At 59.5% G+C, this 14,650-nt stretch carries 16 protein-coding genes; 9 read left to right on the top strand and 7 right to left on the bottom strand.

Features of this window, described 5'->3' with window-relative positions; genetic code table 11:
* Window positions 1-74 precede the first annotated feature (74 nt).
* Window positions 75-767 carry a uracil-DNA glycosylase gene (gene ung, locus ACW9JC_RS04420; RefSeq protein WP_075947504.1) on the top strand — a complete coding sequence of 231 codons (693 nt, stop codon included), beginning with the start codon at window positions 75-77 and terminating at the stop codon, window positions 765-767.
* A 130-nt stretch (window positions 768-897) separates the two neighbouring features.
* On the opposite strand, the gene ACW9JC_RS04415 is transcribed toward ung, so the two are convergent.
* Genes ACW9JC_RS04415 through ACW9JC_RS04400 form a run of 4 tightly spaced genes read right to left on the bottom strand, consistent with a single transcriptional unit; the run spans window position 898 to window position 4,941 of the window.
* Complete coding sequence (locus ACW9JC_RS04415; RefSeq protein ID WP_457453819.1) at window positions 898-1,938, bottom strand: AbrB family transcriptional regulator; 1,041 nt, start codon at window positions 1,936-1,938, stop codon at window positions 898-900.
* Entirely contained in the window at window positions 1,931-3,445 is a 1,515-nt protein-coding gene (locus tag ACW9JC_RS04410) for a tripartite tricarboxylate transporter permease (protein ID WP_416127937.1), read from the bottom strand. The genes ACW9JC_RS04415 and ACW9JC_RS04410 overlap by 8 nt, the downstream gene beginning before the upstream one ends.
* Window position 3,446: 1 nt before the next feature.
* Window positions 3,447-3,905: a tripartite tricarboxylate transporter TctB family protein gene (locus ACW9JC_RS04405; RefSeq protein ID WP_448106691.1), complete on the bottom strand. Its 459-nt coding sequence runs from the start codon at window positions 3,903-3,905 to the stop codon at window positions 3,447-3,449.
* 58 nt (window positions 3,906-3,963) lie between these two features.
* A complete protein-coding gene (locus tag ACW9JC_RS04400) occupies window positions 3,964-4,941 on the bottom strand; it encodes a Bug family tripartite tricarboxylate transporter substrate binding protein (protein ID WP_457453818.1) in 978 nt (325 codons plus the stop codon).
* Between ACW9JC_RS04400 and ACW9JC_RS04395 the strand changes: the two genes are divergently transcribed.
* From ACW9JC_RS04395 to ACW9JC_RS04385, 3 genes are read left to right on the top strand one after another with little or no spacing between them, the layout of a single operon-like run.
* Window positions 4,929-5,366 (top strand): hypothetical protein, encoded by a 438-nt coding sequence (locus tag ACW9JC_RS04395; RefSeq protein ID WP_457453817.1) that lies wholly within the window; start codon window positions 4,929-4,931, stop codon window positions 5,364-5,366. The genes ACW9JC_RS04400 and ACW9JC_RS04395 overlap by 13 nt on opposite strands.
* A 15-nt stretch (window positions 5,367-5,381) precedes the next feature.
* The gene (locus ACW9JC_RS04390) at window positions 5,382-6,053 is read left to right on the top strand and encodes a response regulator (protein ID WP_075947499.1); all 672 of its coding nucleotides are present in this window, start codon (window positions 5,382-5,384) and stop codon (window positions 6,051-6,053) included.
* Entirely contained in the window at window positions 6,046-7,434 is a 1,389-nt protein-coding gene (locus ACW9JC_RS04385; RefSeq protein WP_457453815.1) for a sensor histidine kinase N-terminal domain-containing protein, read from the top strand. Before ACW9JC_RS04390 ends, ACW9JC_RS04385 begins: the two co-directional genes overlap by 8 nt.
* 114 nt (window positions 7,435-7,548) lie before the next feature.
* On the opposite strand, the gene ACW9JC_RS04380 is transcribed toward ACW9JC_RS04385, so the two are convergent.
* Both ACW9JC_RS04380 and ygfZ read right to left on the bottom strand, forming a co-directional pair.
* Complete coding sequence (locus ACW9JC_RS04380; RefSeq protein ID WP_338585215.1) at window positions 7,549-8,370, bottom strand: HDOD domain-containing protein; 822 nt, start codon at window positions 8,368-8,370, stop codon at window positions 7,549-7,551.
* A gap of 34 nt (window positions 8,371-8,404) precedes the next feature.
* Window positions 8,405-9,346: a CAF17-like 4Fe-4S cluster assembly/insertion protein YgfZ gene (gene ygfZ / locus ACW9JC_RS04375; RefSeq protein ID WP_457453812.1), complete on the bottom strand. Its 942-nt coding sequence runs from the start codon at window positions 9,344-9,346 to the stop codon at window positions 8,405-8,407.
* 149 nt (window positions 9,347-9,495) lie between these two features.
* Here ygfZ and ACW9JC_RS04370 point away from each other — a divergent pair, with 149 nt between their 5' ends.
* Both ACW9JC_RS04370 and ACW9JC_RS04365 read left to right on the top strand, forming a co-directional pair.
* Entirely contained in the window at window positions 9,496-9,750 is a 255-nt protein-coding gene (locus ACW9JC_RS04370; protein WP_150705051.1) for an FAD assembly factor SdhE, read from the top strand.
* A complete protein-coding gene (locus tag ACW9JC_RS04365) occupies window positions 9,734-10,186 on the top strand; it encodes a protein YgfX (RefSeq protein WP_338585217.1) in 453 nt (150 codons plus the stop codon). Before ACW9JC_RS04370 ends, ACW9JC_RS04365 begins: the two co-directional genes overlap by 17 nt.
* On the opposite strand, the gene nadB is transcribed toward ACW9JC_RS04365, so the two are convergent.
* Entirely contained in the window at window positions 10,155-11,771 is a 1,617-nt protein-coding gene (nadB, locus tag ACW9JC_RS04360; protein ID WP_338585218.1) for an L-aspartate oxidase, read from the bottom strand. The two genes, ACW9JC_RS04365 and nadB, sit on opposite strands and share 32 nt — an antisense overlap.
* A gap of 557 nt (window positions 11,772-12,328) precedes the next feature.
* Here nadB and rpoE point away from each other — a divergent pair.
* From rpoE to ACW9JC_RS04345, 3 genes are read left to right on the top strand one after another with little or no spacing between them, the layout of a single operon-like run.
* Window positions 12,329-12,910 (top strand): RNA polymerase sigma factor RpoE, encoded by a 582-nt coding sequence (gene rpoE / locus ACW9JC_RS04355; protein WP_003172477.1) that lies wholly within the window; start codon window positions 12,329-12,331, stop codon window positions 12,908-12,910.
* 31 nt (window positions 12,911-12,941) lie between these two features.
* A complete protein-coding gene (locus ACW9JC_RS04350; protein WP_338585219.1) occupies window positions 12,942-13,529 on the top strand; it encodes a sigma-E factor negative regulatory protein in 588 nt (195 codons plus the stop codon).
* Window positions 13,530-13,537: 8 nt separating this feature from the next.
* Window positions 13,538-14,497, top strand: coding sequence for a MucB/RseB C-terminal domain-containing protein (locus tag ACW9JC_RS04345; RefSeq protein WP_457453809.1), 960 nt, complete (start codon window positions 13,538-13,540; stop codon window positions 14,495-14,497).
* Window positions 14,498-14,650: the final 153 nt, after the last annotated feature.

Here is a 14,650-nt window from a genome sequence, read left to right as displayed (position 1 = left end):
ATCTGTGTCAGATCAATTGACAAGCGTGATGCGCTTTCCTAGGGTTCGCCCCATTGTTTTTGCCGGATGTAACCATGACTGCTGACGACCGTATCAAACTCGAACCGAGCTGGAAGGAGGCCCTGCGTGCCGAATTCGACCAGCCCTACATGACAGAGTTGCGAAACTTTCTGCAACAGGAGCGGGCGGCCGGCAAGGAGATCTATCCACCGGGCCCGATGATCTTCAACGCACTCAATTCCACGCCACTGGACAAGGTCAAAGTCGTGATCCTCGGACAGGACCCGTACCACGGCCCGGGCCAGGCCCATGGCTTGTGCTTCTCGGTGCAACCGGGCGTACCGGCGCCGCCGTCGCTGGTGAATATCTACAAAGAATTGAAGCGGGACCTGAACATCGACATCCCCAGCCACGGTTACTTGCAGAGCTGGGCTGAGCAGGGTGTGTTGATGCTCAACACCACCATGACCGTCGAGCGCGCAAACGCCAATGCGCACAAAGACAAGGGCTGGCAGTTTTTCACTGACCGGATCATTGAAGTGGTCAGCCAGCAGCAGCCACATCTGGTGTTCATGCTGTGGGGCGCCCATGCGCAGAGCAAGCAGAAGCTGATCGATGCCACCAAGCATCTGGTGCTGACCTCGGTGCACCCGTCGCCGCTGTCGGCCTATCGCGGCTTCCTGGGTTGCGGGCACTTCAGCCGGACCAACAAGTTTCTGGAGCAGAATGGCGAGACGCCGATTGAGTGGCGCTTGCCGCCGGTTTAAGCGAGTAGACCGAGTCACGCCCATCGCGGGCAAGCCCGCTCCCACAGGGTTCTGAGTTGCACACAAAATTTGTGTACGACACCAGTCACTGTGGGAGCGGGCTTGCCCGCGATGAAGGCGACTCGGTCTATCAGTCTGAATCCGGATCGCGGTTCCAATACTTGAACAACGGCTCCGCCAGAAACAACACAAACAACAGCCGCATCACCTGCATCGCCGTCACCAACGGCACCGACAATTGCAGGGTTTCCGCCGTCAGGCTCATCTCCGCAATCCCGCCGGGCATCATGCCCAGCGTCAGTGAACGCAGGTCCAGATGGGTCAGCGCACTCAAGCCCAGCGCCGCTGCGGTCGCGATCAACATGGTTAACACCGTACCAATCAAGGTCCGGCCCATGAACGATGGTGCGCGACGGAAAAACTGTCGGTTGAAGTGACAGCCCAAGCCGCTGCCGATCAGCCACTGGCCGATCTGGCTGCCACCGTTTGGCAATCCGATATGCAGATCCCAACCGATGCTCACCGCCGCACTGACCAGCAAGGGTCCGAACAGCCATGGGTTGGGTTGACGCAGACGTTCCCAGATCCAGGCGACCAGCGCGCCGGCGGGAAACAAAATCGCCAGCCAGCGCCAATCGATGCTGCCGGCATGGGAAATCGGTGCACCGTCACCCAACAGATACTTGAACGCTGCCGGTACACACAAAACCACCACCAGCACGCGCAAACTCTGACCTGCGGCTACTCGGCTGAGCACTGCGCCGTTACGCGCACCGAGGTTGACCATTTCTCCGGAACCACCAGGCATGCTGGAGAAGAACGCAGTGGCCCGATCTTCACCGGTACGCCGCATCAGCCACACGCCGACGACCGCCGACAGGCTGGTGACCAACGCACCAAAGAAAATCAAACCGAAATGACTGAGTACCTGTTCCATCACCACCGGGGTGAAGTGCAGGCCGATGCCGATGCCGACGATCCACTGGCCGCACTTGCGGCCGCCAGGGATTTCCGCGAGTTGCCACGGTGTCAGGCAGCGCACGAGGATGATCGCCAGCAACGAGCCGACCATCCACGGCAAAGGCCAGCCGACCTGGCTGGCGAGATAACCGCCCAGCAGGCCGACCAGCGGGGTTCCCCACCAGTTTTTGAAGGGGACCCGATCAGACATCGGCGATAGCGCGTTGCGCGGCCGAACGTTTGCGCCAGATGCGGATCAGCGGCATCAGCAGCATGATCGCCGTGAGGACCCAGCAACCGAAAGTGATCGGGCTCGACCAGAGGATTTCCAGCGCACCGTTGGAAATCGACAGGGCACGGCGCAGGTTCTGCTCCATCAAACCTCCGAGGATGAAACCCAGCAACAGCGGCGACAGCGGGAAGTCCAGCTTGCGCAGAATGTAGCCGAAGATACCGATACCGATCATCAGGAACAGGTCGAATGTGGTGGCGTGCACCGCGTAGACGCCGATCCCGGTAATGATCGCGATCACCGGCACCAGTGCCCAGTTTGGCACGGCAAGGATGCGGGTGAAGATGCGGATCATCGGGATGTTGAGGATCACCAGCATCACGTTGGCGATGAACAACGAGGCGATCAGGCCCCAGACGATATCGGGCTGCTGTTGGAACAACAGCGGACCCGGGGTGATGTTGTACAGCGACAGTGCGCCGATCATCACCGCCGTGGTGCCCGAACCTGGAACGCCAAGGGTCAGCATCGGCACCAGTGCACCGCAGGCCGCGCCGCCGATGGCGGTTTCCGGCGCCGCGAGGCCACGAGCGTCACCTTCACCGAACTTGCCGCTGGCACCGGCGATGCGCTTCTCGGTCATGTAGGCCACGGCACTGGCCAGCGTCGCACCGGCACCCGGCAACACGCCCATGATGAAGCCCAATACGCCACAGCGAATGTTCACCACGAACACCGATGCTGCTTCCTTGAAGTTGAACATCATCCGGCCGGTGGCTTTTACGGCTTCCTGGCCGTGATGGGTTTTTTCCAGCAGCAGGAGAATTTCGCTGATGGAGAACAGGCCCAGCACCAGCACGACGAACTGGATGCCGTCAGTCAGGTGAATGTTATCGCCAGTGAAGCGATAGACGCCGCTGTTGGCATCGATGCCGACGGTCGACAGGAACAGACCGATCAGCGCTGCGATAAAGGTCTTCAACGGTCGGTCGCCGGCCATGCCGCCCAGACACACGATCGCAAACACCATCAGCACGAAGTATTCCGCCGGTCCGAAGGCAATCGCCCATTTCGCCAGCAGCGGGGCGAACAGCACCATGCCGCAAGTGGCGATAAACGCGCCGATGAACGAGCTCCACGCCGACAGAGACAGCGCGACACCGGCCAGGCCTTTGCGGGCCATCGGGTAGCCGTCGAGGGTGGTCATCACGGTGGAGGCTTCGCCCGGAATGTTCAGCAGGATCGAGCTGATCCGGCCGCCGTATTCGCAACCCAGGTACACCGCCGCCAGCAGGATCAGTGCCGATTCCGGTGGCAGGCCGAGGGCGAATGCGATCGGGATCAGCAATGCCACGCCGTTGATTGGACCCAGGCCCGGCAACAGGCCAACGACGGTGCCGATCAGGGTGCCGCAGAGGGCGGTCACCAGGTTGTACGGGCTGAGCGCGACGCCGAAGCCCTGACCCAAATAGCCAAGAGTATCCATATCAGTTCTCCAGAACGCTGAGCAGGCCGAGGGGCAGCGGTACGTCCATCAAACGGTCGAACAGCAAGTACAGACCGACAGCCATCAGGCTGATGATCACGATGCTCGGCACCCAACGGCCGCCGTACAGGCGTGCCATCGGAACACCGGTGATGATGCTGGCGACGATGAAGCCCAGGGGTTCGAAAGTGCCGGCGAACACCAGCAACAGTGCGACGCAGATGCCGATCTTGGTCAGGGTTTCGCGGTCGAGTGGCGGCTCGTCATCGCTGTGTTTGATCGGCGCGGGACGAAACACCATGTACAAAAGGGCCGACCCCATCAGGCCGAGCATCAGCAGTGGAAAGGCCCGAGGTCCTACCGGTTCGTAGGAAAAAGCCGCTTGATACGGCCATGCCATCAGTGCGAGGCCGAGACAGACCAGCAACAGCACCGAAGCAAAAATGCGTTGTAAGAGCATGGGGAACTCCTGTGCCGCGGCTCCGCCAAACGGAGCCGCGGCCGCTAGACAGAGACGATCACTGGATCAGGCCGAACTCTTTGGCCAGCACTTTGTAGTCGGCGACTTGCTTCTTCACGTAGGTGTCCAGTTCCGGGCCGGTCATGGCGAACGGGAACAACTCACGCTGGTCGCGCAGCTTGGCGAACTCGGGTGAAGCCAGCAGTTTGTCGAAGGAGTCTTTCCACCAGGCGTAGTCTTCATCGCTGACTTTTGGCCCCAGGTAGAAACCGCGAACCACCGGCCAGACGATGTCATAGCCTTGCTCGCGAGCGGTTGGAATGTCCTTCATTTCCGGCTCGTCCAGACGCTTGTCGGAGAACACCGCGAGCAGGCGCATGTCGCCGCTCTGGATGTGCGGCATGGAGTCGGAAATGTCGGTGCTGCCTACCTGGATGTGACCGCCGAGCAGGGCAGTGGCGATTTCACCGCCACCTTCGAGGGCGACGTAACGCAGGTCACGCGGGTTGATCCCGGCGGCCTTGGCGATCAGCGCAGTTTGCATCCAGTCCTGGCTGCCAACGGTGCCACCGGAACCGATGACCACTTTGCTCGGATCTTTCTTCAGTGCCTGAACGAGGTCGTCGAGGGTCTTGTAGGGCGAATCGCTTTTCACTGCGATGGCGCCGTAGCTGGTGCCGACGGCGGCGAGCCAGCGCACGTTGGTTTCATCGAAACGGCCGAATTTGCCTTGGGCCAGGTTCAACAGCGAACCGCTGGACCAGGCGACCAGCGTGCCGGCATCGGCCGGACGCTGGGCGACCACCGCGTTGTACGCCACCGCGCCGACACCGCCGGGCATGTAGGTTACGCGCATCGGTTTGGTCAGCAGTTTTTCGTTGACCAGCGCGCTCTGCGCCAGTTTGCAGGTCAGGTCGAAACCACCACCCGGCGAGGCCGGGGCGATGCATTCCGGGCGTTTGGGTTCGGCCATGAGTTGACCGGCAAACAGCACGCAGCTGGCGGCGAGGGCGAAACGGCGCAGTGATCGATTCATTTTTGTCTCCACGGGAGTTGTTGTTTTTCGAGATGATTCAGGTGCGACGATTTCGCGCGGTGCAGGCGAGTTCGGACCCGCAGGGGTCGAGCAACGAGCAGCCGGCTTCGGCGCTGGCAAGCGTAATCGATGGGGAGCTAAGGAAGAATTGGGGCGGGCAAGCCTGGAGCTGTGTCGACAGCATGGTGCAGTACCTCGGTTATTGTTCTTATTGGCGAAAACGCTTCATGGCGTTTTTCGGGAGCTACATTTCACAGCAAGTGCAAACAATGGCTGGAATGTCGGCAGTCGAAACATTCCGTAACCAGACTCTAACGGCCCAACCTTTCACTAACCTTTCAGAAGGCTTTCACGATTTTTCAGGCTTCACAGCGCCCGATGCAGCTGTAAACTCCGCGCCAAAGAATGGCGTCGACCATCCCTGAATGAGGTAAAGATCCATGCGTGTCCTGCTCGTCGAAGACCATCTGCAGCTCGCCGAAAGTGTCGCCCAGGCGCTCAAGAGCACCGGCTTGACCGTGGATGTGCTGCACGATGGCGTGGCGGCCGACCTGGCGCTCGGCAGCGAGGAATACGCCATGGCGATTCTCGATGTCGGCTTGCCGCGCATGGATGGTTTTGAAGTGCTCGCGCGACTGCGCGCTCGCGGCAAGAACTTGCCGGTGTTGATGCTGACGGCCCGCAGCGACGTCAAGGATCGGGTGCATGGCCTGAACCTCGGCGCCGACGATTACCTGGCCAAGCCTTTCGAACTCACCGAACTCGAAGCACGGGTCAAAGCCTTGCTGCGTCGCAGCGTGTTGGGTGGTGAGCGCTTGCAGCGTTGCGGAGTGTTGGCTTATGACCTCGACACTCGGCGCTTCACTCTCGGTGAAGAACTGCTGACCCTGACCTCTCGCGAACAAGCAGTGCTTGAAGCCCTGATCGCCCGTCCCGGCCGGGTGATGAGCAAGGAACAACTGGCCTCACAGGTTTTCGGTCTCGACGAAGAAGCCAGCCCCGATGCGATCGAAATCTACGTGCACCGTTTGCGCAAGAAACTCGATGGCCAGCCGGTCGCTATCGTGACCTTCCGTGGTCTCGGCTACTTGCTGGAAAGCCGCGATGCATAAGCCGAGCAGCCTGCGCTGGCGGTTGCTTTGGAACCTGGCGCTGCTGCTGGTGGTGTTGATGCTGGCCAGTGGACTGAGCGCGTACTGGAACGGTCGCGAAGCTGCGGATACCGCCTACGACCGCACCTTGCTGGCCTCGGCGCGGACCATCGCCGCGGGCCTCTCCGAGCGTGACGGCAGTCTCAGCCTCGACGTGCCTTACGTGGCGCTCGATACCTTTGCCTACGACAGCGCCGGGCGGATTTTCTATCTGGTCAATGACATCAATCAGAAGCTGATTTCCGGCTACGAAAATCTGCCGGCGCCACCTCCGGGAACGCCGCGCACCGATAACTATCCGGCGCTGGCGCGGTTCTACAATGCGACGTATCAAGGGCAGAATGTCCGAGTGGTGAGCCTGCTCAAGGCGGTCAGCGAACCGAATATGAACGGCATGGCGGAAATCCGCGTAGCCGAGACCGATGAGGCGCGGGTCAGCATGGCTCGCAGCCTGGCGGCCGATACCTTGCTGCGCCTGGGTATGCTGGCGATCGGTGCGTTGATGATTGTGTGGTTTGCTGTCAGCGCAGCGCTGCGTCCGCTTGAGCGTTTGCGCACGGCGGTGGAAGAGCGGCAGTCCGACGATTTGCGTCCGCTGCCGTTGGTGGAAGTCCAGCGCGAGTTGTGGCCGCTGGTGCGCGCGCTCAATCACTTCACCGAACGCTTGCGTGGGCAGTTCGAGCGGCAGGCGCAGTTCATCGCTGATGCTGCCCATGAACTGCGTACCCCGTTGGCGGCCCTCAAGGCACGACTGGAACTGGGCTTGCGGGCGAGCGAACCCGAAACCTGGCGCAACACGCTGGAAACTGCTGCTCAAGGCACCGATCGCCTGACTCATCTAGCTAACCAGTTGCTATCGCTGGCGCGGGTCGAAAACGGCGCTCGGGCGATTGCCGAGGGCGGTGCGCAGTTGCTGGACCTGAGTCAATTGGCCCGTGAACTGGGCATGGCCATGGCGCCGCTGGCCCACAAACGTGGTGTGGCGTTGGCACTGGAGGCTGACGAACCGGTCTGGCTGCGCGGTGAACCGACGCTGCTGAACGAGCTGTTGAGCAATCTGGTGGACAACGCGCTGGCCCATACGCCGCCGGGCGGCAACGTCATTCTGCGGGTCTCGGCCCCGGCAATATTGGAAGTTGAAGACGATGGTCCCGGGATTCCCCTTGAAGAACGTGATCGAGTATTCGAACGCTTTTACCGGCGCAACCAGCAAGTGGCGGGGTCAGGGTTGGGCTTGGCGATCGTCGGCGAGATCTGCCGCGCGCATTTGGCGCAGATCAGCCTGCACGATGGCGAGCAGGCGGGGTTGAAAGTGCGGGTGAGTTTTATTGCCGGGGAGTGAGGGAGCCTGTTCTGGCCCCATCGCCAGCAGGCTGGCTCCCACAGGGATGTGTGGTGTAACAAAGGTCCAATGTGGGAGCCAGCCTGCTGGCGATGAAGGCGACGCGGTTTCTGATCAGTAAAACATCGACCGCGTTTCTTCCAGATCCGCACACATCGCTTTGTTGTCCGGATCAATCCCGAGTTTTACGAAAGCCGGCACGCTAAAAGGATCAATGCGCGAAATCGGATGGTCGGTGTCCTTGTGGCAATACAGACTCGCCACCTGCACCAGATCGACATAGTCGATCTGCGCCGATTGTCGCTTGAAGTTCTGATAGAGCAGCGGCACCTGTACCAGCATCTCCGGAAACTCCCAGACCCTGAGCAGCTTGTCGCCGAGTAATGGATGAATGCGGTCAATCACATGATTGAGGCTGACCGGGTCGGACAGCAGTTCATAGTGATCTTCGGCGTAAGTCAGGATCGGCAACACACCGATCTGATGCACTAGCCCGCCAAGGGCCGCCTGATCGGGCTTGAGCTGCGTATAGCTGCGGCACAGCGCATAACTGACACCGGCGATTTCCAGGCTTTTGCGCCAGACTTCGCGCATTTTCTGTTCCACCACCTCGGAGCTGGCATGGAAAATCTGCTCCATGACCAGACCGATTGCCAGGTTGCTGCTGTAGTTGATGCCCAGGCGTGTGATCGCCGTGTGCAAATCAGTGACTTCCTGAGTCGCGCGCAGCAGGGGGCTATTGACCACTTTGATCAGGCGCGCCGACAGCGCGGTATCGCGACCGATCACTTTGCTCAAACTGCTGATACTGATTTCCGGGTTTTCAGCGGCCTTGCGAATTTGCAACGCCACTTCCGGCAATGTTGGCAGAACCAGGTCATCGTTATCGATGGCCTCAACCAAATCCTGTTGGACCTTTTCCGCCAGCTCACTCATTTCGTTTCTCTAGGTGTCGCAAAAAGTACTGCGGTTAACGCTGGATTTCGCGGTCGCGGTCCAGTTGGTAAGGCAGGTCGAGCAAGTGCAGCGCCGGGCCGTCGAGGGCGCCCACGTGGATATCGCCACCTTCCGCAGCTTCGGCTTGCAGCACTGCCAACAGTTCAATGTGATTTTCGGCGTTGGCGGCCATCACCACTTCGCCGATTGCACTGTTATGACTCGGGGAAAACAGCTGGGTGCCGGGTTCAGGCAGTTTGCTGGCATCCAGTTGCACGCGGTACAGGCGACGCTTGAGTTTGCCCAGGTACTGCATCCGCGCGACGATTTCCTGGCCGGTGTAGCAGCCTTTTTTGAAGCTTACGCCACCGATGGCTTGCAAATTGAGCATCTGCGGGATGAACAGCTCACGGGTGTTCGGCATCACCTGGCCGATCCCGGCGCGGATCTGGCCCAGCAGCCACTGATTCAGATCGCCTTCGGCCAGCAGGGCCGACAGCTTGCCCTTGATGCTGGCGGCTTGATCCACGGCGACCCAGAGTTCGGCGCGATCTGGCGAAACGCGGATGGCGATCAAACCGTCATGGCGCGCAACGCTGTCGGTGTCTGCCGGCAGGTCAAGCCCGAGGCTCTTCAGCGCAGCATTGCCGTGCTCGATACCGAAGCGGACCCAGGCAGCGCTTTCATCGGTCAATTTGGACTTGGAGAAAACCGCGTACTTTTTCAGGTCCGCCAGTTGTGGCTCCAGCAACTCACTGGCCATGGCCAGCAACACACCGTCACCTTCAAGCAGGATGCGGAAGCTCGATTGCATCCGGCCTTTCTGCGTGCAGCGCGCGCCGAGGCTGGCCTGGGTGTCGCTGAGGTAATTGAGGTTGCAGGTCAATTGGCCTTGCAGGAACTTGCTGGCGTCCGCGCCGCGGACCGCCAGAACACCTTCATGAGACAGCGTGCAGAAAAAAGCGGAATCGGCCATGGGTCATCGCAGGATAAAGAGTCTGGCGGACATGATAAGGGGGCGCCTTCGAAATGGGTAGTTCACAAAGGATCGTCGGTGACCGACCAAAGCCGACTGTTCGACGAGACGCGGGCCTGTATACTTGCGGCCTATTTGAGGAGCGCTCCATGGTCGAAGATGTTGAACTGAATCGCCTCTACTGGCACAGCCGCCGCGGCATGCTTGAACTTGACGTGTTGCTGGTGCCGTTTGTGAAAGAGGTTTACGCAGGTCTGAACGAGGTGGATCGCGCGTTGTACGTCCGCCTGCTGGAATGCGAGGATCAGGACATGTTCGGTTGGTTCATGGAACGCAACGAATCGGAAGATCCGGAACTTCAGCGCATGGTTCGCATGATTCTGGATCGTGTCCAGCCCAAGTAATTCGTTCGAATGCCGCTGGCATGCCTCACGGCAGTTGCTGGCGGTGTATCTATTGGCTCAGCTGTTCGCGCTGGGTTCGCTGTTCCTTCTCGACATACCGCTCTGGGTCAGTCTGCTCGGCGCTTCGTGCTGCTTGTTGCACGGCGTTTGGGCGCTGCCACGGCAGATTTTGCTGACGCACCCACAGGCGTTCTGCGGTTTGCGCCGTAATGCCGAGGGCTGGGAGTTATGGAGTCAGGCGGCGGGATGGCAAGCGGTACAGCTGCGGCCGGACAGCCTGGCGCTACCGTTGGTGGTGGTGTTGCGTTTTCGTCTGCGGGGAGAGCGGCGAGTCCGGGCCATTTGCGTGCCCCGGGATTCGCAGGCGGCGGATGTGCACCGACGCCTGCGGGTCCGGCTCAAGTTCAGTCGGCGTAGGTGGGCGGCACCAGAATAGTGTCCAGCGCCACTGGCAGCATGTTCGGGTAGTCGAGGGTGTAATGCAGGCCGCGACTCTCCTTGCGCTCCATGGCTGACAAAATCATCAATTCGGCCACCTGGGCCAGGTTACGCAGTTCGATCAGATCGCGACTGACCTTGTAGTTGCTATAAAACTCGTCGATTTCATCCAGCAGCAGACGCACCCGGTGCTGAGCCCTTTGCAGGCGCTTGTTGGTGCGCACGATGCCGACGTAGTCCCACATGAATCGCCGCAATTCATCCCAGTTGTGCGCGATGATCACGTCTTCATCGGAATCGGTTACCTGGCTCGCATCCCAGGCGGGCAGGGCGATGGGCGCCGAAATCTGCGGCAATTGCTCAACGATGTCTGCGGCAGCCGAGCGCGCGTAGACGAAACACTCCAGCAACGAGTTGCTGGCCATGCGGTTGGCGCCATGCAGGCCGGTGAAGCTGGTTTCGCCAATCGCATAAAGCCCCGGCACATCGGTGCGACCTTGCTGGTCAACCATCACGCCGCCGCAAGTGTAATGCGCGGCCGGAACCACCGGAATCGGTTGCTTGGTGATGTCGATGGAAAATTCGAGGCAGCGTTCGTATACCGTCGGAAAGTGCGTCTTGATGAAGTCTTCGGACTTGTGGCTGATGTCCAGATAGACGCAATCGACGCCCAGGCGCTTCATCTCATGGTCGATGGCCCGGGCGACGATGTCGCGCGGAGCGAGTTCGGCCCGCGGGTCGAAGCGTTGCATGAAGCGTTCGCCGTTAGGCAACTTCAAATGCGCACCTTCGCCGCGCAGGGCTTCGGTGATCAGGAAGCTCTTGGCTTGCGGGTGATACAGGCAGGTGGGGTGGAACTGGTTGAATTCCAGGTTCGCCACCCGACAGCCCGAACGCCAGGCCATGGCGATGCCATCACCGCAGGCGCCATCCGGGTTGCTGGTATAGAGGTAGACCTTGGCGGCGCCGCCGGAGGCGAGGATCACGAAGCGGGCGCCGTAGGTATCGACTTCACCGGTGCCACGGTTGAGTACGTAGGCACCCAGGCAACGATCGCCTTCCAGGCCGAGGCGCTTTTCGGTGATCAGGTCGACAGCAACCCGCTGTTCCAGCAGCTCGATGTTCGGCCGTTCTTTGGCCTGGGCCAGCAAGGTACGGAAAATCGCCGCGCCTGTGGCATCGGCGGCATGGATGATGCGGCGATGACTGTGGCCGCCTTCGCGGGTCAGGTGAAACTCGAATCCACCGTCTTCGGTGCTGGATTGTTCATCGCGGGTAAACGGCACGCCTTGGTCGATCAGCCATTGAATCGCTTCTTTACTGTGTTCGACGGTAAAGCGAACGGCATCTTCATGGCACAGGCCGCCGCCGGCATTGAGAGTGTCATCGACGTGGGATTCGACAGTATCGGTGTCATCCAGGACGGCAGCGACACCGCCCTGGGCCCAGAAAGTCGAGCCATTGGCGAGGTCGCCTTTGCTCAGTACGGCGATACGCAAATGACCGGGCAAGGTCAGCGCAAGGCTCAAGCCGGCAGCACCGCTGCCAATTACCAGAACATCGTGTTGAAACTGTTGGCTCATTTCAGGATTCCGCTCAAAGCGACCCGGTTCGGGGGAGGCGCTGGACAACTGGACAGGCGAGTCAGGTTTGCGTACAGCCCACTAGTATATAGAGGGGTGGAGCGGCACAATAGCCGAGCCCATATGGCATTGTGAAACTACTGTGACGGAAAAGACCTGACGCTTCGTCGGATGTTTTTTCGGCCGATTCGGCGACAAGTGAACTGTATCGTGGATTTAACAGTCTTTTTCACTGCACGGTTGCACAATGTCGGTTTCGGGCAGCTATAAATATTTGGAACTTTTGCCAAAGGCCCAAGATCAATAGACGGTTGCCTGATTCAAGGGACAGTGTCGGCTTCAGCGCAGGATCTGCTTTGGATCCTTGCCGGCGAAACCGATGACAAGATTATTCGCGCAGCCGGGGAATCTCGCGCTGCGCTTTTCGTGCGTGCCGAATCAGAGCCCGCAGGAAACTTGCCTGGAGGGGGAGAACTTTTGCGAAAAGCCCGAGTCTATGTTTGCAAGTCCGGTCGTTTAGTTATGCAAGCCTCCTCCGAGCTTATCGAGGAGTGTTCATGCTAACCCAGGAAGAGGATCAGCAGCTGGTCGAGCGCGTTCAACGCGGCGACAAGCGCGCGTTCGATCTGCTAGTGCTGAAATACCAGCACAAAATTCTCGGGTTGATCGTGCGTTTCGTGCACGACACCCATGAAGCCCAGGATGTGGCACAAGAAGCCTTTATTAAGGCGTACCGTGCACTTGGAAATTTTCGCGGAGACAGCGCGTTTTATACGTGGCTTTACCGCATCGCCATTAACACGGCGAAAAACTATCTGGTTTCACGCGGCCGTCGGCCGCCGGATAGCGATGTCAGTTCCGAGGATGCAGAGTTCTACGATGGCGATCATGGCCTCAAGGATCTCGAGTCGCCAGAGCGGGCTTTGCTGCGGGATGAGATCGAAGGCACCGTCCATCGAACCATTCAGCAACTTCCAGAAGATTTGCGTACGGCTTTAACTTTACGTGAATTCGATGGTCTGAGTTACGAGGACATTGCGAGCGTCATGCAATGTCCGGTGGGCACCGTGCGCTCCCGGATTTTCCGCGCCCGGGAGGCCATCGATAAAGCCCTGCAGCCGTTGTTGCAGGAAAACTAAAGACAGCGGCGACAGCCAAGAGAGGAACGCCATGAGTCGTGAAGCCCTGCAGGAATCGCTGTCCGCAGTGATGGATAACGAAGCGGACGAATTGGAATTGCGTCGGGTACTCAGTGCCTGCGACGATGTTGAAACCCGTGAAACCTGGGCTCGTTATCAGATCGCTCGGGCAGTGATGCACAAGGATCTGCTGCTTCCACGTCTGGACATCGCCGCGGCCGTTTCCGCAGCCTTGGCTGACGAAGCCGTACCGGCAAAAGCCACCCGTGGTCCATGGCGCAGCCTGGGTCGTCTGGCCGTCGCCGCGTCGGTAACCGTCGCTGTACTGGCAGGTGTTCGTCTGTACAACCAGGACGAGATCGCCGGTGTCGAACTGGCTCAGCAATCCAGCCAACAGAATCTGGCCGCACCTCAAATCAAGGGCCCGGCTGTTTTGGCAGGCTACAATGAGAGTTCGGAAGCCACTGGTCCTATGGCCAACGGCGTATTGCAAGGTCAGCCAGGCTGGCACGATCAGCGTCTGCCGAGCTACCTGCGCCAACATGCTCAACAGGCTGCATTGAAAGGTACTGAGAGCGCTCTGCCTTACGCTCGTGCAGCAAGCCTGGAAAACCGCTAAGGAGGATCATGCGCGCCATACCTCTACTTTCGCTTTTGCTCAGTGGCTGGTTTGTTGTTCCAGCCCACGCCGATGAAGCCCAGGACTGGTTGACCCGTCTTGGTCAGGCCGAGCAACAGCAAAGCTTTCACGGTACTTTCGTCTACGAGCGTAACGGTAGTTTTTCTACCCATAACATCTGGCACCGCGTCCAGGATGGCAAAGTCCGCGAGCGGCTGCTCCAGCTCGACGGCTCAGCGCAGGAAGTCGTACGCATTGATGGGCATACTCAATGCGTCAGCGGCACCCTGATCGCAGGGCTGGGGGATTCGCCAAACTCCGCAGCTCGTGCACTCGATCCCCAAAAGCTCAAGAACTGGTATGACCTTGCCGTCATTGGCAAGTCGCGTGTGGCCGGGCGTGCGGCAGTGATCGTTTCACTGACGCCTCGCGATCAACACCGTTACGGGTTTGAACTGCATCTGGATAAGGAAACCGGCCTGCCGCTAAAATCGTTGCTGCTGAACGACAAAGGGCAGTTGCTGGAGCGGTTCCAGTTCACGCAACTGGATACTGCCAATGTCCCTTCCGACAGTGATTTGCAGCCAGGCGCTGACTGCAAAGCCGTCAATCTCGACAGTGACAAGGCTTCTGCAATCAAGACTGCTCAGGTCTGGCATTCGGACTGGTTGCCGCCTGGCTTCGAGCTGACCAGCAGCACCGCACGCAAGGATCCCGACACCAAAACCCAGGTCAACAGCCTGATGTATGACGATGGCCTTGCGCGTTTTTCGGTGTTCCTGGAGCCGTTGAATGGGGCGACAGTCACCGACACTCGAACTCAGTTGGGACCGACCGTCGCGGTTTCCCGGCGCTTGACCACACCGCAAGGCGAGATCATGGTGACGGTGGTTGGCGAGATTCCGGTAGGCACTGCCGAACGGATTGCGTTATCCATGCGTACTGATGCCGCTTCCACCAAACAGTAAGCTGAGATCGAAATGTTTCGTGAGCATTTCAGTTTGCAAATACCCCCAGAATTTTTTATAGGTCAGAGCCCCTCGGCTCTGGCCTTGTTTGTTGTTCCCGGAACAAAAATACCGGCGTATCTTTCCCGGTGTTCCTTGATCCATATCGCTTAA

It is taken from the genome of Pseudomonas sp. SDO5591_S426 (assembly GCF_054070755.1).
Note: the sequence above shows the minus strand (reverse complement) of the source record. Positions and strands in the feature narration are given on the sequence as shown.